This window comes from Synechococcus sp. OH2, assembly GCF_047462155.1.
In the GTDB taxonomy this organism is placed as follows: domain Bacteria; phylum Cyanobacteriota; class Cyanobacteriia; order Thermostichales; family Thermostichaceae; genus Thermostichus.
Genome location: NZ_JANSIR010000080.1, coordinates 344 through 17,158, shown reverse-complemented (window position 1 = coordinate 17,158; position 16,815 = coordinate 344). Strand labels below are relative to the sequence as shown.

The following is a 16,815-nucleotide window of genomic DNA, read 5'->3' as shown; positions in this document are numbered from 1 at the left end:
GGCCTTTGATGTGTTGGTGGGGGTCAATTTGTTGCGGGAAGGGTTGGATTTGCCGGAAGTCTCCTTGGTGGCCATTTTGGATGCGGACAAAGAAGGATTTTTGCGGGCGGAGCGCTCCCTAATCCAGATGATCGGGCGGGCAGCGCGCAATGTCCGTGGCACGGTGGTGATGTACGCCGATACCCTGACCGGCAGCATGGCCCGGGCCATCGCCGAAACCCAGCGCCGCCGCGAAATTCAACTGCAATCCAACCGCCAACACAACATCACCCCTAAGCCCATTGTCAAGAAAAACAGCAACGCCATCTTGTCTTTTTTGGCCATCTCCCGCAAACTCAGCGACCAAGATCTGGAAAAGGCCTTTCAAGCTACAGACGAGATCCCGCTTTCGGAGATTCCAGAGCTGATCGGCCAACTGGAACTGAAGATGAAAGCAGCCGCCAAAAACCTGGAATTTGAAGAAGCTGCGCAACTGCGAGACCAAATTAAAAAGCTGCGCCAACGCCTTTTGGGCCACCATCAGAGCACTTAAAGTCCTCACTTGGGTTGGCCAAAATCGGGATTTGCTTGTGCCACCATAGGCTTACAGCAGCATCCTAGGGATCCCTGAGACAATGGACGTTCGTGTCCAACGAGCCATTCGAGACTCTGTCCTGCTGAAGGGAGCGGCCTTGGCGGTGGGGCTGATAGCCGGGATCGGCCTCTGGCTCCTGCCTGCTCCGGTCTCCAAGGCTGCTGGGATCCCGGTGGCTCAGGCCCTTGAATTTCGGGATCCCGGCTTTTTCCAAACCGGCCCCACCCCTGCCGAAGTGCCAACTCCTGAGGGATCCCCCTCCCCGACCCCTAGCCCACTGGGGATCTCCTTTACCGGCCAAGAGGGCACAGAAGTCTTGGTGGGGAACATTCCGGTGTTTCGCCTGCAGACGGCAGAGTACCCCAGCGATGTGCGGGCCGATAACGTGCGGGCGGTCATTGAGCGCTTCTTGGAAGAAGGTCAGTTGCCAGAGCCGGAGGTGCGGGTGGCCCAGGATGCCAATGGCCAGTACGTCCTCCGCCTGGGAGAAAGGGGCCGCTTTGAGGCCACCCAGCGGTATCTGTTTACCGTCACCTATGCCGATGCCGCCGCCGAGCGCAGGGTGCCGCTGGGCCAGGTGGGCCTCAACGACGTGCGTCTGGTGGCCAACACTTGGGCGCGACGGCTGGAACAAGCCATTGCCGAGTACCGGCAGGATCGGCTGGGTCTGCAGCGGGCGCAGGATCCGCGCGTGCTGGCTCTCACCATCTTGGCCGGTCTGGCCACATTGGCGCTGGGGTTCTTTCTCTGGCGGCTGTTCGACCGCAGCCTAGTTCGCCTGCAGAGGTGGCTGGAGCTCCAGGCCGGCCCGGCCTGGGGAACCTGGATCGACATTGGGGGAGTGCTCCTGCGAGGCGTGGGGGCAATTCTCATTGCCGGCATCTCGCTGGATCGCGGCATCAGCTTCATACCCGCCCTGCGACCGTTTCAGCGCGCTTTTTACCTGGGCTTGGGGCGGGTGGTGGCCACGGCGCTGGGCGTCCTCACCCAACCGCTGCCCAATTCCAGCGTCTCCATTGCCAGCTTACTGGTCTTCTTTGTGCTGGCCGTTTTGGTCTTCACCGTTGCCCACTACGTCAGCGTTGGCTTTAAGCAGCGGTTTCTGAGCCGGCTGGGACTGGATCTGGGCACCCAGGAGTCTACAACGGCCATCTTCAAGTACATCCTCACGCTGTTCGGGATCCTCTTGGTCTTGCCCTTCAGCGGCCTGAATCTGGGATCCCTGGCGGTGATTGCCGGGGCGGTGGGTTTGGGGATCGGCTTTGGCCTGCAAAACCTCTCCAACAACTACATCAGCTACATCGCTATTTTGCTGGAGCGCCCCATCCAAATCGGGGATCTGGTGGAAGTGGACAACCTGCTCGGCACCGTGGAGCGCATCGGCCCGCGGGCCACCGTCCTGCGCACTTTGGATCGCATCTTTGTGATTGTGCCCAACTCCCGCTTCACCGAGTCAAAGGTGGTGAACTGGAGCTACCGGGATCCCCGCTGTCGCATTCACATTCCCGTCGGCGTGGCCTATGGCTCCGATACTGCCCTGGTTACCGAAGCTCTGCTCAGCGCTGCCAAAGAAAATGCTCGGGTGTTGAGCAGCCCCGCCCCCCAAGTCTGGCTCAAGTCTTTTGGCCCCTCTTCCCTCAACTTTGAGCTGCTGGTGTGGATCAACCGTCCCCAGGATCAATTTGTCTTGATCAGCGAGCTGAACTTCGCCATCGAGGCCGAGTTTCGGCGGCGTGGGATCCGCATTCCTTTCCCGCAGCAGGATATTCACATTCGCAGCCTGGAGGGACTTGTCAGCCTCAATGGCGGCTCCCGTTCCCTGCCCGATGCCGCTTCCATCCAGTCCGCCCTCAGCGAAGCGGCAAAATCGCTGGAAGACCAAAACGGCGTTTCCTGAGCTATCCCTATCGACACCATGCTGCGACGGTTAGATGAGGCACTGGGTAGCTTTGGCAGCCATCCGTGTTGGGCTGAACTGAAGCAAATGCAGCTCCTAAGGCAGCTTTGGCCGGAAGTGGTGGGAGAGGCGGTAGCAGCGCAAACCCATCCCCTCAACGTGCGCCGCCAGGTGCTGCAGGTAGCCACCTCTACCCCGTCCTGGGCGCAAAACTTAACCTTACAACGCCAACTCATTCTCAGAAAACTCAACAGCTGCCTGCACCCCCCCCTCAGCGACATTCGCTTTAGCCCCGGCGCTTGGCACGAGGGATCCAACCCGGTCGCTCCCCACCCTGATGCGGAGTTGACCAGCAAGTTTTATGGCCCCCCCCGCCTCGCTGCCCAAGATGGACAACGCCCTGGATCTTGCCGCAACGCTCCCCCCAAACAGCCCATCTCGGATCCGAAAGTGGCTTTCGAGCGCTGGGCGAGAGTGGTCAAACAACGGCAGACTCAGCAAAATCTGTTCCCTTGCCCCGCCTGTGGCTGCCCTACCCCTGCCGCCGAACTGGAGCGTTGGTTTGTCTGCGGGTTTTGCCATCGCCAGTCCTTGCGCCTGCGCAGCTAACTCAGGGAACTCAAATTAGGGCTGTTTCCAACGGCAACGAAACGACTCGTTAGGCCGCTCCCCAGCTCCCCTCTCCCTCTGGGAGAGGGGCCGGGGGTGAGGGCTGCTCCCTCTGGGAGAGGGGCCGGGGGTGAGGGCAGCGGCCTGGATTCTCCAATGAAGGCAACTGCGAACCCTCAATCGTTCATGGCGTGGTAGGTGGCCACTGCCGACGGCGATACACGGTTCAAGTAACGGAAGATCCAGTACTTAAAGAGTGTGTCGAGAAAAACGGGAAAAGTGGCAATAAAGCCGTAGATAAAATTGCGGTTTTCTGGCAAACCTAGGTGGTCAGCTAAGCTGCTCAGCAGCACCTCCCAGCCGTGGGGAGAGTGGTAGCCGACGAACACGTCGGTGAAGAGGATAATGATAAAAGCCTTAGCACTGTCGCTAAGGCCATAGATCAGGCGATCCAAAAAAGACTTGAGAACTTCAATTTCCTCGCGTCCGATAAAGATCAGCCAGCCAAACACCAGCAGCGATAGCACGTCAGCGAGGACGTTCTTGAGGCCTTCCAAATTCTTACGGCTGTATTTTTGCAGCAACTCCTCTGCCTTCCTGGACAGTTGGTCTTCGGATTCCAGGTCGAGCTCTGGAGATTGGTGGTGTAAGGCCCGCTCAAACTCTATTTTTTCCTTGAAAAACTCAAACTCGGAGAGGGCCTTTTCTTGAAATTCGTAGCTCAGAGCCAAGATGGTGGGCTGCCGCGGCTGAAAGCGATCCACCAACGGCCCGAACAGGAACTGTTTTGAGAAGATCTGGGCCAGCAGCGGCAAAATGGCCAACAGCAGCAAAAACCGAACTGCCACCAGTGTACGTGTGCGTTGGCTGCGATACTCCTGCAGTAGCTCTTCTTCCGCTTGCGAACTCAGCTCACGGCGGATCTGGTTGGCCGTACGCAGGATGGAGCGGGGCAGGAGGGCCGTTCTAGAGGCAACCGGGGCATTGCTGTTGTCGGGGTTTGTCTTAGCAAGATTGGTTTTGATGGAGGGGTCGGAGGGCTCCGGCTGGCTTGAGGTCAGGGGCTCCGGCTGGCTTGAGGTCAGGGGCTCTGGTTGCTCTTGTTGCTCTTGAGACTTGGGCGGAGGGGAGGTGAACTTGGGTTGTGCAGCGGGGCGCTTGTATCGCGAGGTCACCTGATCGATAAACTCTAGCTTCTCCAAGATAGAGGGATCCCGACTTTGTCGGCCATTTGCAGCGTCTTTGCCGTCGTTTTCGGAAGGGCCGACGGGGGCCTCTTTGGCCTGATCTTTGTCGGAAGAGAAGGGAGGGCCGCTGCCATTTTGCGCGGGATCCGGCAGGCGAGAAAAAACGCTACTGGCCCTGAACTCGGCTAAACTAAGATCGATTTGGCGCAATTCCTGGCGCAATTGGATCTGAAAGTAGCGGCTGGTGTTTTGGCCGTGGGTTCCGTTGCTGCCGATGGATTCCCCCTGAAAGTAGCGGTCTTCGATGGCTTTGATGCGCAGGGCAGCTTCATAGGCTCGATTGAGGGAGCGTAGGGGAGTACTCGAGATCCACTGGCCGAGCCTGCTCAATACGGATTCCCCCATTGTTTTTTCCTGTGGCGGTTTTTCTCAGGGCTGATCCATACACTTTTCAATAGCTAACTATTGTAACAACTTCTGGATTGTAACAACTTCTGGGAGGCTGGGCAGGGATCCGGATGGGGAAGCGGCCTGTCTGGATCAAAACCGTGCTGAAGGGGTTAGGGCTCAGGATCCCTTGAAGCGCTTGAGGGCAAAAGCGCAGATCTGCAGCAGCCGCAGCCCGTCCCGCACATGTTGAATGTTGGAGCGGCCATAGGTTCTGGGGAAGTAGCGCACGGGGATGTCCAGGATCTTAAGGGTGCGCTTGGCCGCCCCTAGCAACAGGTCAAAATCCCCAAACGGGTCAAAATCTCCCCACTCTTGCCGCAGCTTGACAATCTGCCAATAGTCCTCCCGCCACAGGGCCTTGGTGCCGCAGAGGGAGTCTTTGATGCGGATGCCGAGAATGTGGGAGAGGAGAGCGGCAAAAAAACGATTGGCCCACTGGTTAAGACGCGGCATTGCTTCTGGTTTCAGGGGATAGACCAGGCGGCAGCCGTTGGCAAAGTCGCACCGCCCGGAGGCCACCGCCCGGAAAAACTTGGGGAGGTCTTCCGCCTGGACGGTCAAGTCGGCGTCGAGAATGATCAGCACATCGCCACTGGCTGCGGCAAACCCCTTGCGCACCGCATCTCCCTTGCCCTTGCCCTCTTGCCGGAGGGCCCGGATGGTGCGGATCCCTTGGTATTCGGCCTGAACCCGCTGGATCTCAGCCCAAGTGTCGTCGCTGGAATGCCCCTCCACAAAGATGATCTCGGTTCGGGATCCCATTTCGGGCAACTGCTCCACACAGCGGCGGATGTTGCCTGCCTCGTTGCGAGCCGGGATCACCACCGTGCAAGAAGGTTGCTCCTCAGGGGGGGGATCCCAGGTGGGATCGGGCTGGAGGCGGGCGATCGTGTATTCAGTCAGGCAGAGGGCGTTGATCCCGGGTAAGGGGGCAATGAAGCGGTTGATCAGCGTCGAAAGCAGTGGGATCCGCCGCGGCAGCAACAGCCGCTTGCCCTGCTGAATGACCTCGTACCCTGCCAGGTGCAGCAGATTGGCCACATCACCAGCCGAGAGCCAGTTGGCTGCCGGCAAGGGCATGCGCTGCTTGAGGACAGTCGCCAGGCCCAGCAGCGGCTCCCAGAGGGGGTTGTGGTAAGAGAGGAGCAGGCGAGTGCGCGGGGTACAAAAACGGCGCAGCTGCTCAAGAACCTGCTGAATATCCGTCAGGTAGCCCAGGGTATTGACGAGCAAAATAACGTCAAAGGGCTCCGCTAAGACGGGATCCTGCTTGTCGAGCGTGTGGGCATCCCGAACCCGAAAGTGAAGGTGGGGAAACTGCCTCTGCGCCTGGGCAACAATCTCCGCGTCCCAGTCAATCCCCACCCCAAAACTGGGCTGCAAAGCATTGAGCAGGGATCCGGTGCCGGAGCCGATTTCCAGAATGCGCAGGCCTGGAGGAACGAAGAAGCGGTGCAGCCGCTCCAGATCCTCGTGGTAGTAGCGGTTTTTTTGCCGCCAGTAATGCAGGGGGTGGGTCAACGCTCCCAGGATGTCGCCAGATCAGCTTTTGATCATAAGGGGCGGTGGGCGATCCGCAGACAAGCCCTGGCGAGCGGGAGACTCAGCGACGACGCACCCTATCTCTTTGGCTGACGAAGACAATGGCGCCGAAGAGAAGCCCTAGCACCACTGCGCCGTACACCAAGCTCCAGAGAAAGTTAGCAAGTGAGGGAGTCATAAGTTTCCTCCTCCTGCGAATAGCAACTACCCAACTATTCCCTGATTATACCGATCTTTGTCGCCCTTCCCCGGCCCGATCGTTTCCTCCAAGGACAGGTACCTTGCCGGTTATTTTGTTTGGTATTCTAGGGGCACCTCCACTAGGGTTTGGCTGGTGCCGGCAAAGGGGTTGTCTGGGGTTAAGAAGAGCATACAGTGACATTCTTTTCGCTCGCGCATTGGCACGCAGGGGCAGTTCCAATAGCCGGCTTTCACTTCCGCCTCTTTGTCTTCGTAAAAGCGGCAGGGACAGAGCGGAGCGCCCAATTGCTCTTTGTGCAGAGCCAAGCCTTCGATCACTGCTGTCGTAATCGTAGGATCGGAGCAGAAAAAAGTGTCGGTACGTTTGGCGTAGGTTTCTGCGAAATGCCGCATCACCTCGAAGGTCTTCTGGGAGGCCTTGTTGTAACCACGACTTTCCATGACGCTTCCTAAAGGGTGGAACTAACGAATAGCAATGGAGCTTACAGCTTTTCCCAGCAACACTGAGTGACGCTCATACCAATCAGATGCTTCTTCTGCATGACAGGGATCCCACCCCTCCACGGGATTCTCACAGAGGCGGAGAAAGCTGTATCTCGCTCTTCGTTGTACTGCAGACTTTTAGACAAGACAAATCGTAGCTGCCTTGCTGTTACACAAGGCAACATTAGATTCGGCAAGTTCGATTGAGCAAGAGCCAGCCTCAGTGTACTCTACCAGAGAATGCTTGCCGGGATCCTTGCCCCTCAAGGCACCACCAGCACCGGGCAAGGGGCGAGGTCGATCACCCGGTGGCTGACGGAGTTGTTCCGCCCCTCCGCAGACAAGCTGAGGCCGCGGGATCCCATCACGATCAGGCTGATCTCCAGCTCGTCCGCCACATCGCAGATGACAAAGGGCACTTTTCCCTCGCGATACTCGCTCTTGACGCTGCTGATGCCAATTTGCTGGAGGCCCAGCTCCGTCTGTTTGAGCAGGTTCTGGATGTTCTGCCGGGCTTGTTCTGCCCGCTCCGCGTCCAGCTCCGCAGCATCCAGAACCGAGAGCAGGTACACCTGACTTTTGTAGCGCTGCGCTATGTCTGCCACTAAGGGCAAGGCGTGGCTGGTCTCACGCGAGTTGTCGATGGGAAAGAGCAGTTTGTCGAACATAGTCGCGGATCCCACAGTCAAGCCCATTCCCTATCCAAGTCGGGGGGCCGGCCTCATTCTATCAATTTTACCGGCAGCTCAATGGCCTCCTTCCACCCCTGCCCGTTTTTCTGTTGTGAGGGGCTCGACCTGGGCGGCAAACGGAGCTCCTCCAGTGTTTGAATGAGCGGCCATGTCCATCATCCCGCGAAGATCCAGCCGCCTTAGGCCATGCTGGGCTGAAGTTTGCGCAGTTCCTGCCAAAAATCCATGATTTTCAGATTGACCAAACTTGGAAAAGAATAGTGAAAAAAGTGTCGCCCTCCAGGGCAAAGCCACATTTGATCCCCCGGCTTTAAGTGGTTTTTCCACTTCTCGAGCGCAGCAGGATCCACAATGGGGTCATCCTTGCTGGCGCAAACCAACATCGGCACCGAAACTTTCCGAGCTGGAATCGCTATCACCTGAAATAGGGAGTGAGGTATGGGGGAAGTATCTAAGTCTTTAGCCAGAGCATAGGAGAGTGAGCGCGCTCGCCACTGTTCTGAAGTGGGCAGAAGGCTCTGGGCTATACGCACCAGGAGCTGTTCTCGGCTACAGAAAAACATTTTTCGTTGCAGGTAGAAATGGGCGTGCCAGGTAGCGGCAGGCTGATCGGACACTGCCAGCAGGGTCAGAGACCGTACCCGTTGGGGATAGTGGCACGCGAAAAGATAGGCGACCACCCCGCTCAAGCTATGGCCGATGAGGTGCACCGGTCGATCCCAAGCCTTCAGGTATTCGTATAGTAGCGTCACGACTGTCTCTAAACTACAGGGCTCATCCTGGGTTTGGTGATACTCCCAGTAGGCCACACGGAAACATTTTTCCAGGGATCCCAGCAAAGGCCGGTCGAAAAGCTTGAGACTGGGAGAAACACCCAAATAAAGTGCCTCAAAAGAGAGCGCGGAAGCGGAACCTAAACTCATTTTGGCCGTCCCATTTCGACTGTCGAAAGATTGAAGCCGGTGTCTGACAAAAGCTTCACAAACAAGAGTTCTAGAAATCGGCAGAACTATCCAAACGGGGCGGATCGGGATAGAGAGGAGGGGATGAGGATCTCCCCTCCCCTGCTTTGAGAAGCCTCAACCCTGCTTTACAGCCCCGGCAAAATCTGGGCTACCACATCGCCGCTGCTCAAGAGCATGTAGGCAAACAGGGCACCGCCAACACCGCCCACCAGAAACCCTCCGGCCAACTGGCTCCAACCGGCGCGGGTGCGCAAGTTTTCGGGCAAGTCCTCCGAGCTTGCCGGCAGGCGCACCGGCTGAGGGGATCCCTGCGATTCCGCCATCAGTTGCACCCCTGGCGTCGGATAGGCCACCTCGCCGTAGGGGGTATTGAGCACCGCTACCAGCCGCGAGCGCGGAAAGGACACCCGTCCGTAAACGGAGAGACAAACCGTCAGGATCAGCACCAGGCCGATGGTCGCCAGCGTCCCTGCTGTCAGGGCCTGCTCCGAATCCCGCAGCGGACTTAGCTTGTAAAACGGCCCCACCAGAAAGTACCCATGGGCCATGCCGATCTCCAAGCCACGCAGAAAGGGCGACAAGCCCTCCCGGTAGATGGGCAGGTTTTGCAGCAGCAGCAGGGTGAGATCCCCCTGGTTTACCGGCGTCTCCAAGTTGCCCACCTGCGGATCTGTGGCTCGCACCCAGCCCCCGCGCTGGAAGTCAAAGCCGTTGGCTGCCGCCCGCGCCCGGATGGCATGCCAGATGTGCCCTGCCAAAAACAGGATCCCCAAGACAAAGTGGGCTGTGGCCAACCAGGTGCGGCTACTCACCACACCCATCTCGTCAGCAGCCAGCCCCAGCGGCCCGTAGAAAGCCACCGGATAGGCAATCTCGTTGACGCTGACAAAATAGGCCGCCAAGATGCCCATGTAGGCCAGGGCCCCCAGGCTGTAGGAGAGGTAGGCTTCGCCCGAGTAGATCAGGATCTGCTTGGCCCAGGCAAAGGGCCGTGTGGCTATGTGCCACCATCCCCCCAAGACGCAAAGCAGGCCAACGTAGATGTGCCCTCCCACCAGATCTTCTAGGTTATCCACAGCAGCCATGCCCTGCTGGCCCACCAGCGGCGTCAGGTAGGCGAAGATCCGCAGCGGATTGAGGGTGGGATCCGTTACCACCCGCACGCGGCCCAGGTGAGCATCGTACAGCCCTCCCCAGAAGAGCGCTTTGGCCACCAGCAACCAAGCCCCCAGCCCCAACAGCAGCAGGTGGATCCCCAGGATGGTGGTCATCTTGTCGTCGTCTTCCCAGTCGTAGCCGAAAAACTGGGCCAAGGTTTCTCCTTTGGGCAGCACCTCCGGCCCCAAAAGGGCATGGAAGATCCCTCCTGCCCCCAGCACCGCCGAGGCAATCAGGTGCAGAACGCCCACCACAAAAAAGGGATAGGGATCCGTGGTCATCCCCTCTGCATTAACGCCGATACCCAACGTGGCCAAATGGGGCAGCAAGATCAGCCCTTGGCTGCCCATGGGCTGAGCCGGATCCCAGTGGGCCACCTCAAACAGGGTCATGCCGCCGGCCCACAGCATGATCAACCCCGCATGGGCCACGTGGGCCCCCAGCAGCTTTCCGGACAGATTCACCAAGCGAGCATTGCCTGCCAACCAACTGACCTGAGGGGATCCCTCGGCAGAGGTAGGTGATGAAGATAGAACTGCGCCAGTCATGACAAACTCCCACAGTATCCACAACAAGTTAAGAAGCCGGGTTTGAGATTACAGATTGAAGAGTGTTTTGAGTTTGGCCGTCCACTCTTTAATTCGTTTTTCCGTCAGCTCCGCCTGATTGTCTTCATCCAGGGCAAGGCCGACAAACTCGCCGTTAACCACTCCCTTGGACTCATTGAACTCGTAGCCCTCTGTGGGCCAGGAGCCGACATTTTTGCCGCCACGCTCGGCGATTTTTTGGGCCAGGATCCCCATGGCATCTTGAAAGTTGTCGGGATAGCCTAACTGATCCCCAACTCCAAAGTAGGCCACTGTCTTACCGGAAAAATCGATTTCATCCAAATTGGGGAAAAACCCATCCCAATCGGCCTGCAGCTCCCCAATGTTCCAGGTTGGACAGCCGATAATTAAGTAGTCGTACTTCTCAAAGTCCTCAATACTGGCTTCGGCAATGTTGATCAAATCCACATTGTCTTCGCCCAGCTCTTTTTGAATCATCTCAGCAGCTCTTTCGGTATTTCCGGTTTGAGTGCCGAAAAATAGACCTATTTTTGCCATTGCTCCTACCTCGAAACTGCAAGTGCAAAGCCCAAAATTGGATGGCCAGATTGTCGTTAGACCTGCTGCGCAGCAAGCTCTACTCTGCCAGTACGGAAATTGAATCCTCGTGCTTTTAGGGCATGGAAAAGGTGACCCTGAAGGAAGAAAAAGGCCAGCCAAAAGTGGGCATTGGCCAGCCAAACCCTAGATGTGAGAGCCCCCCCTTGCTCAAAAAAGGGATAGCGATCCAAGCCCACCCGCAGCAGCGGCCCATAGAAAACTTCGGGATAGACGACGGGATTGACGGCAACCCAATAGGCGGCAATAAACCCCATCAAGGCCAAAGCTCCCAAGCTGTAGGAAAGATAAGCTTCCCCAGACCAGACAAAAATCCGTTCTGCCCAGGCAAAAGGCTTGGTCACGATATGCCAAATCCCACCTGCCACCAGGAGCAGGCCCAGCCAGAGGTGGCCGCCCACCACGTCTTCCAAAGTGTCCACCCCGGCTATCCAATGGCGACCTTCCGTGCCCAGCAGGTGGCCAAAGGGGTTCCAGTTGGGAGCCACTAGGCGCACTTCTCCCGCCACCGGGTCGAACAACCCGCCAAACACCATTGCCTTGAGCACCAAAAGCCAGGCTCCCAGGCCCAGCAGCACTAGGTGGATCCCTAGGATGGTGGTCATTTTGTCTTTGTCTTGCCAGTCGTAGCTAAACAGGGGAAAAGCTTTGGGATCCAGCACCGCCGGCCCGCGCAGGGCATGAAAAATGCCCCCAAACCCCAAAAAGGCAGAGCTGATGAGGTGGATCGCTCCCACCGCAAAGTAGATATCCGTATCCAAAACTTCCCCGCCGGATCCCACCCCCAGCCCCAAGCTGGCCAGGTGGGGCAAGAGAATGAGCCCCTGCTCATACATCGGTCGGCTGGGGTCAAACTTAGCCAACTCGATCAGGGTCATCGCCCCTGCCCAGAGAACGATCAGCCCGGCATGGGCCACATGCGCCCCCAGCAGCCGGCCAGAAAGAACGGTCAAACGGGCGTTGCCCGCCCACCAGGGGATCTGGTGTTGCGAGCTAGATCCCCCTTCTTGCTTCGGTATCGTCGCTGTCATCTTCGCTCCTCTTGCGTTTCTAAACAAGCTTGCTTGGGAAAAGGCCAGAGACTTTGCCCCAGGCCCGCCTCTGGCCGCACGGACACATCCTTTCGAGACACGCAACCAACTATTGAGATTGAGTCTCAATAGCAAACTGTGACTCACTCTAGGCTTCTTGAGAGAAGATATCAATATACCTGGGGTTAAATTTTGTTAAAATCCAGGTTAACTTCGCCTTCCACAGCTTTTGTGCGCGGCAGTTGTCCCTGAAGGGTTGGGCCTAAGCGAGGGATCCCGTGGCAACCGGTGGTAAAAAATCTCTCTTTTCTTAAGATTGAGTCTCAATAGCTAGGTTACAATCAAGCCAAAGTTGGCCAAGCCGAGGGGTAAGGAGCCCAGAGGAGATGTCGAGATATCTGAAGCTGTGGACGGGGATAGGGCTTTATGTTCTGGTTAGCGGGGCTGCTTGCGGGGAAAGCCAAAAGGATCCACCGGCCCTGAGCCAGGCCTCGCCCCAGCAGGCGGCTCAAATGAACCCAGAGTGTCGGCCCATCCCGGTGGATGGCGGCGGCGAGGGTGGGGAAGGGGGAGAAGAAGGAGCGGGCTCTGGCCGGCCAGCCGTTGTGCTCTCTCCTGAGCAGCGGTTTCAGGATCGGCAGATTTTGATCGACTTTGCCGATCAGGTGGTGATCCCTGCCTATGAGCAGTTGGCCGCCGATACCCAGGCCCTGTCTCAAGCCATCCAGGCCTTCGTGCAAGATCCCAATTCCCAGACTTTGCAAGCGGCTCGCCAGGCTTGGTCTGTTGCCCGTCTAACGTGGGAGGAGAGCGAGGCTTTTGCCTTCGGGCCGGCGGCCTCCTTGGGGCTAGATGCGGATTTGGACGAATGGCCCCTGAACGAGGTGGAGGTGCTGGAAGTTCTCAACAGCGGCGATCCCCTCACTCCAGAGACCGTGGCCGAGTTGGAAAGCGGGCAAAAGGGATTTCATGCCGTGGCCTTCCTGCTCTTTGGCGTGGATAACAATAAGTCCTTGCAAGACTTTACCGAGCGGGATCGGGAGTACTTGGCTGCCCTTGGCCCGGTTTTGGCGGATACGGCGGAAAAGCTACTCAAGAGCTGGACAGAGGGCGTGCAAGGGCTGCCTGCTTTTCGCGAAGAATGGGTGAAAGCCGGGGAGGGCAGCAAGAGCTACCTGACGTTGCAAGCTGCTGCTGAAGAAATAGCCCAAGGTATTCTCAGCATGTTGGACGAGCTGGGAAAGGTCAAAATTGGCAAAGCCTTCGCCCAGCAAAATCCCTTTCTCTTGGAAAGCCGCTTTGCCCACCATTCGCTGCCGGAGTTTCAGGCCAACCTGCGCAGCGTCCAATATGCTTACTTGGGTGGATTTAGGGATAGAAAAGGTTGCGGCCTCAGCCAATTTGTCCGGGACATCAACCCCAATTTGGATAGTCAAATTCAGTCGGAGTTACAAGCAGCAGCGGTGGCTCTCCAGGGGATCCCTGAACCTATCGAAAAAAGCCTTTGCGATGCCAATGCCCGTGGATCTATTACCGCCGCTATGGAAAAAATTGAAGACGCTTTCGATACCTTTGCTCAGGAAGTTGTGCCGCTTCTGCAGCAGTAAGAAAGTCCGAAAAGAGTTGAGTTGCCGCTATTTTGACAGCCTATGCGTCGTCTTCTCCAGATGTTCATGCTGGGATTGGCCTCTCTTTGGGCAGCGAGCTTTCTGGCTTTTCCCGCCGGCCTAGATGGATCCCAGCCATTGCCCCCGCGAGCGGGTGGCGAAACAACCCTTTGGAACCGCACCTCAACAGCCTACGAGCAGCCGGCCCCCAATTTGGATCCCCGCTGGGCCAGGCTGCATGCCCTGGGGGACATTGCCTTTGAGGCCAACTTTGTAGCGGCTCCAGCGCCTGTTAACCCCGGCCTTGGACCTCTGTTCAACAACAACTCCTGCGCCGGTTGTCATGTCAAAAACGGCCGCGGTCTACCCGAGAAAGGACAGCGGGTGGTTAGGGTGAGCCAGGTTGGATCCCTGGATAGAAGTGGGGATCCCCGGCCTTTTGGATGGGAGGCCATGGCTCCTTATGGCAACACTCCCCCTGTGCCCGGCATCGGCACGCAGATTCAAGAAAAGGCCGTTCGAGGCTATCGGCCAGAGGCCAAGGTGGAGTTGCACTGGGTAGAGCAGACCGGACAGTACGCCGACGGAACCGCCTACAGGCTTCGTTCTCCTGTTGTGAAGCTGTTGACTCTGGAGGGATCGCCGATTGAGCCTGTCCTCATCTCCCTGCGGATCCCCCAGCCGGTGTTTGGAGCGGGCCTACTGGAAGCAGTTCCCGAGTCTGCAATCCTAGAAGCAGCCGATCCCGACGACACTGATGGGGATGGCATCTCTGGCCGCCCCAACTCTGTTTGGGATCAAGAGCAGCAGCGTCTGGTGCTGGGACGGTTTGGTTGGAAAGCCAATACCCCCAACCTCAGGCAACAAACTGCGGCCGCCTACGCCAACGACATGGGTGTCACGAATCCTCTTTTTCCGGCTGCCGATGGCAGCCAAGATATCGACGAGGACACTCTCCAAGCGACAACCGTTTACGTGCAAACCCTGGCTGTGCCTGGCCGCGTCCTTTGGCAGGATCCCCAAGTTCAGCGAGGTGAAAAGCTCTTCGTCCAAGCCCAATGCGCCAAGTGTCACCGACCAGAGCTGCACACCGGCATTCATGAGATCGCTGCCCTGGCCAACCAAGTCATCCACCCCTACACCGATTTGCTGTTGCATGACATGGGCGAAGGACTGGCAGATGGCCGCCCTGACTTTGAGGCTACGGGCCGAGAATGGCGCACCCCCCCTTTGTGGGGCATCGGCTTTTCGCAGACAGTTCTGCCCTACTCCGGCTATTTGCACGATGGCCGCGCTCTCAGCCTCGAGGAGGCCATTCTCTGGCATGGGGGAGAAGCTGAACGCTCCCGCGAGATCTTTAAAAATATGGCTGCTGAAGACAGAGAAGCCCTGCTCTATTTTCTTCGATCCCTCTAGAGCTCCGCCCGTTTCCGCAGCAGGTTCGCGTAAACTTTGGAGACCAAATCAAAGTGGCGTGTCTTGCCCGATTCCTGAAACATCTGCAGCCGCACAGTCTCTAAATCAAAGAGGATCTCGCGTTCTTGCGGATCCCTAATTAGGCTTTGAACCCAACTGACGACAGCATAGCGGATCCCGCGGGTTACAGGCTCAACTTGGTGCAAGGTCGAAGCAGGATAGAGAATCAAGGCGCCCGCCGGCAGCTTGTAGGCTCGTTCTCCTTCGCTACTCTCAATTTTTAGCGCACCACCGTCATAGTCTTCGGGGGCACTCAGAAATAGGGTAAAGGAAATATCTGTACGCATAAGCTGACGCTGATCAACCATAAGCGCATCGTCGGTATGAGTGCCGTAAGACATGCCCGCTTCGTAGCGGCTAATCAAAATAGAATGAATGAGCTTGGGCCGAGCAGCCATCTGAAACAGCAAATTGCGCTCTAGAGCTGCAAAGACAATCTCCTGAATCTTCTGGTGCTGGAGGGATCCCTTAGGAATCTGCCTATTATTTTTGACAAGCCTGGCATTCCAGCCAGCCGTCAGGGCGCCATCTACAAATTCAGCATCGGATATAATGGCCAAGGTTTGTTGCAATTCTGCTAAACTGAGAACATCGCTAATACACAAGATCATTGTCAACCTCTAAAGATCAAAACATGCAACACCTTCTATACTAGCAAAACAAAGCCTATGGAAATCATACCTGTTTCAAGCACTCCTTGAAAACCTCAAGTATCTGGCAGAGAAAGTAGAAACCCTTGGTGTTCCTTTGCCCTATGCAGCCACCTTCAGGTATTCGACAAAGAGAGCTTTGCAAGCTACTGGGCCTAGACTATAAAACTGTGGCCGAAGAAGCAAGGCACCTGGGACTGAGCACGCATGCCTACTTACAGCAAAAAACAGGCTGGATTTTGAGGAATGAGCTCTACTATCCCCCCGGCACTGCCTTTGGCGAGTCAGCAGGATCGTCTCCTATCTCCTCAGAAAAGCTACCCTCCAGCAGCAGAACCAATTCTAGGAAAAGGAAGGATATCCTCTCACTGCTGTTGTTGCTTGTTGTCCTGGTAGCTGCTATCTTGCTGGCCCGTCGCTTAGATCCAGACACAACTCGAGAGTTTATAGCAAAACTAGGCCCGTGGGCACCCCTTGCTCTGATCGGATTACGCTCCTTGAGTATTATTATTCCTGCCATACCTATCACTGTTTACTCCATCCTGGCAGGAGCACTCTTTGGATTTGGGGCAGGAATCCTTTACATTGCAATTGCCGATTTTACCTCTTGTACACTTAACTTTTATCTGGCCAGAAAGTTTGGTAGAGGCCTAGTACAGCGAATGGTTGGGCGACAATGGATGTATAAAGTCGATGCCCTTTCAGCCAACTATCTGGAAAACAATATTTTCCTTACGGCCGGGTTTTTAATGACGGGCCTATTCGACTTTGTCGCCTACGCTGCCGGCCTAACTCAAATGAAATGGCAGAACTTTCTTCTCGCGCTAGCTTTGGGCATTGCCGTCTCTACACCCCCAGTAGTAGCTCTGGGGGCAGGGATCCTAGAGCAGGGAAGGTGGCTGCTGGGCTTTGCTCTGCTGGGAATGTTTGCTTTAGCAATGCTAACCGGCTGGCTGAGTAAAAGGCGGCGTTCTTAATTTGCCTTTAATAAGGTCAGGACAAAAGCAAGGTCAGCAGTGGCTTCTAACTCCCTTCCTCAGCGCTTTGCCAATTGAATAGCCGTGTAGCCAAGGCCTGAGGCAAGCTCTAGCACTGTTTCTCCTCGGCCGAGTGCTGCGTGTGCCCCT

The 16,815-nt window shown here is 56.8% G+C and carries 15 protein-coding genes and 1 pseudogene; 6 read left to right on the top strand and 10 right to left on the bottom strand.

Features of this window, described 5'->3' with window-relative positions; translation table 11 throughout:
• The 3 genes and pseudogenes from NW835_RS06875 to NW835_RS06865 form a co-directional block, all read left to right on the top strand.
• A pseudogene (locus NW835_RS06875) lies at positions 1 to 532 on the top strand (UvrB/UvrC motif-containing protein); the annotation flags it as partial.
• Positions 533 to 614: 82 nt separating this feature from the next.
• Positions 615 to 2,471, top strand: coding sequence for a mechanosensitive ion channel family protein (locus NW835_RS06870; RefSeq protein ID WP_414414878.1), 1,857 nt, complete (start codon positions 615 to 617; stop codon positions 2,469 to 2,471).
• Between the two features lie 87 nt (positions 2,472 to 2,558).
• Entirely contained in the window at positions 2,559 to 3,080 is a 522-nt protein-coding gene (locus NW835_RS06865) for a DciA family protein (RefSeq protein WP_414414877.1), read from the top strand.
• A gap of 176 nt (positions 3,081 to 3,256) precedes the next feature.
• Here NW835_RS06865 and pxcA read toward each other — a convergent pair whose 3' ends face one another.
• The 9 genes from pxcA to NW835_RS06820 form a co-directional block, all read right to left on the bottom strand.
• On the bottom strand, positions 3,257 to 4,657 hold the full coding sequence (gene pxcA, locus NW835_RS06860; protein ID WP_414414876.1) for a proton extrusion protein PcxA: 1,401 nt from the start codon (positions 4,655 to 4,657) through the stop codon (positions 3,257 to 3,259).
• Positions 4,658 to 4,834: 177 nt separating this feature from the next.
• Positions 4,835 to 6,238: a glycosyltransferase gene (locus NW835_RS06855; protein WP_414414875.1), complete on the bottom strand. Its 1,404-nt coding sequence runs from the start codon at positions 6,236 to 6,238 to the stop codon at positions 4,835 to 4,837.
• Between the two features lie 82 nt (positions 6,239 to 6,320).
• Positions 6,321 to 6,437, bottom strand: coding sequence for a photosystem II reaction center X protein (locus NW835_RS06850; protein ID WP_011431389.1), 117 nt, complete (start codon positions 6,435 to 6,437; stop codon positions 6,321 to 6,323).
• Between the two features lie 110 nt (positions 6,438 to 6,547).
• A complete protein-coding gene (locus NW835_RS06845; RefSeq protein ID WP_414366174.1) occupies positions 6,548 to 6,901 on the bottom strand; it encodes a ferredoxin-thioredoxin reductase catalytic domain-containing protein in 354 nt (117 codons plus the stop codon).
• 305 nt (positions 6,902 to 7,206) lie between these two features.
• Positions 7,207 to 7,611, bottom strand: coding sequence for a universal stress protein (locus NW835_RS06840; protein ID WP_414333698.1), 405 nt, complete (start codon positions 7,609 to 7,611; stop codon positions 7,207 to 7,209).
• A gap of 203 nt (positions 7,612 to 7,814) precedes the next feature.
• Entirely contained in the window at positions 7,815 to 8,558 is a 744-nt protein-coding gene (locus tag NW835_RS06835) for an alpha/beta fold hydrolase (RefSeq protein ID WP_414414874.1), read from the bottom strand.
• Positions 8,559 to 8,725: 167 nt separating this feature from the next.
• Positions 8,726 to 10,306 carry a chlorophyll a/b binding light-harvesting protein gene (locus NW835_RS06830; RefSeq protein ID WP_414414873.1) on the bottom strand — a complete coding sequence of 527 codons (1,581 nt, stop codon included), beginning with the start codon at positions 10,304 to 10,306 and terminating at the stop codon, positions 8,726 to 8,728.
• 48 nt (positions 10,307 to 10,354) lie between these two features.
• The gene (gene fldA / locus NW835_RS06825; RefSeq protein ID WP_414414872.1) at positions 10,355 to 10,864 is read right to left on the bottom strand and encodes a flavodoxin FldA; all 510 of its coding nucleotides are present in this window, start codon (positions 10,862 to 10,864) and stop codon (positions 10,355 to 10,357) included.
• 56 nt (positions 10,865 to 10,920) lie between these two features.
• Positions 10,921 to 11,955: a chlorophyll a/b binding light-harvesting protein gene (locus NW835_RS06820; RefSeq protein WP_414371937.1), complete on the bottom strand. Its 1,035-nt coding sequence runs from the start codon at positions 11,953 to 11,955 to the stop codon at positions 10,921 to 10,923.
• Between the two features lie 386 nt (positions 11,956 to 12,341).
• On the opposite strand from NW835_RS06820, the gene NW835_RS06815 reads away from it, so the two are divergent.
• Both NW835_RS06815 and NW835_RS06810 read left to right on the top strand, forming a co-directional pair.
• Positions 12,342 to 13,562 carry an imelysin family protein gene (locus tag NW835_RS06815; protein WP_414414871.1) on the top strand — a complete coding sequence of 407 codons (1,221 nt, stop codon included), beginning with the start codon at positions 12,342 to 12,344 and terminating at the stop codon, positions 13,560 to 13,562.
• 42 nt (positions 13,563 to 13,604) lie between these two features.
• Entirely contained in the window at positions 13,605 to 14,978 is a 1,374-nt protein-coding gene (locus NW835_RS06810; protein WP_414414870.1) for a di-heme oxidoredictase family protein, read from the top strand.
• On the opposite strand, the gene NW835_RS06805 is transcribed toward NW835_RS06810, so the two are convergent.
• Positions 14,975 to 15,649, bottom strand: coding sequence for a Fe2+-dependent dioxygenase (locus NW835_RS06805; RefSeq protein ID WP_414414869.1), 675 nt, complete (start codon positions 15,647 to 15,649; stop codon positions 14,975 to 14,977). The genes NW835_RS06810 and NW835_RS06805 overlap by 4 nt on opposite strands.
• Positions 15,650 to 16,185: 536 nt before the next feature.
• On the opposite strand from NW835_RS06805, the gene NW835_RS06800 reads away from it, so the two are divergent.
• On the top strand, positions 16,186 to 16,665 hold the full coding sequence (locus NW835_RS06800) for a TVP38/TMEM64 family protein (protein WP_414414868.1): 480 nt from the start codon (positions 16,186 to 16,188) through the stop codon (positions 16,663 to 16,665).
• Positions 16,666 to 16,815 lie beyond the last annotated feature (150 nt).

Bases quoted from the DNA above. Each gene is read 5' to 3' on its own strand.
- NW835_RS06870 (WP_414414878.1), top strand. From the start codon at position 615: ATGGACGTTCGTGTCCAACGAGCCATTCGAGACTCTGTCCTGCTGAAG.
- NW835_RS06865 (WP_414414877.1), top strand. From the start codon at position 2,559: ATGCAGCTCCTAAGGCAGCTTTGGCCGGAAGTGGTGGGAGAGGCGGTA.
- NW835_RS06850 (WP_011431389.1), bottom strand. From the start codon at position 6,437: ATGACTCCCTCACTTGCTAACTTTCTCTGGAGCTTGGTGTACGGCGCA.
- NW835_RS06845 (WP_414366174.1), bottom strand. From the start codon at position 6,901: ATGGAAAGTCGTGGTTACAACAAGGCCTCCCAGAAGACCTTCGAGGTG.
- NW835_RS06840 (WP_414333698.1), bottom strand. From the start codon at position 7,611: ATGTTCGACAAACTGCTCTTTCCCATCGACAACTCGCGTGAGACCAGC.
- NW835_RS06835 (WP_414414874.1), bottom strand. From the start codon at position 8,558: ATGAGTTTAGGTTCCGCTTCCGCGCTCTCTTTTGAGGCACTTTATTTG.
- NW835_RS06830 (WP_414414873.1), bottom strand. From the start codon at position 10,306: ATGACTGGCGCAGTTCTATCTTCATCACCTACCTCTGCCGAGGGATCC.
- fldA (WP_414414872.1), bottom strand. From the start codon at position 10,864: ATGGCAAAAATAGGTCTATTTTTCGGCACTCAAACCGGAAATACCGAA.
- NW835_RS06820 (WP_414371937.1), bottom strand. From the start codon at position 11,955: ATGACAGCGACGATACCGAAGCAAGAAGGGGGATCTAGCTCGCAACAC.
- NW835_RS06815 (WP_414414871.1), top strand. From the start codon at position 12,342: ATGTCGAGATATCTGAAGCTGTGGACGGGGATAGGGCTTTATGTTCTG.
- NW835_RS06810 (WP_414414870.1), top strand. From the start codon at position 13,605: ATGCGTCGTCTTCTCCAGATGTTCATGCTGGGATTGGCCTCTCTTTGG.
- NW835_RS06805 (WP_414414869.1), bottom strand. From the start codon at position 15,649: ATGATCTTGTGTATTAGCGATGTTCTCAGTTTAGCAGAATTGCAACAA.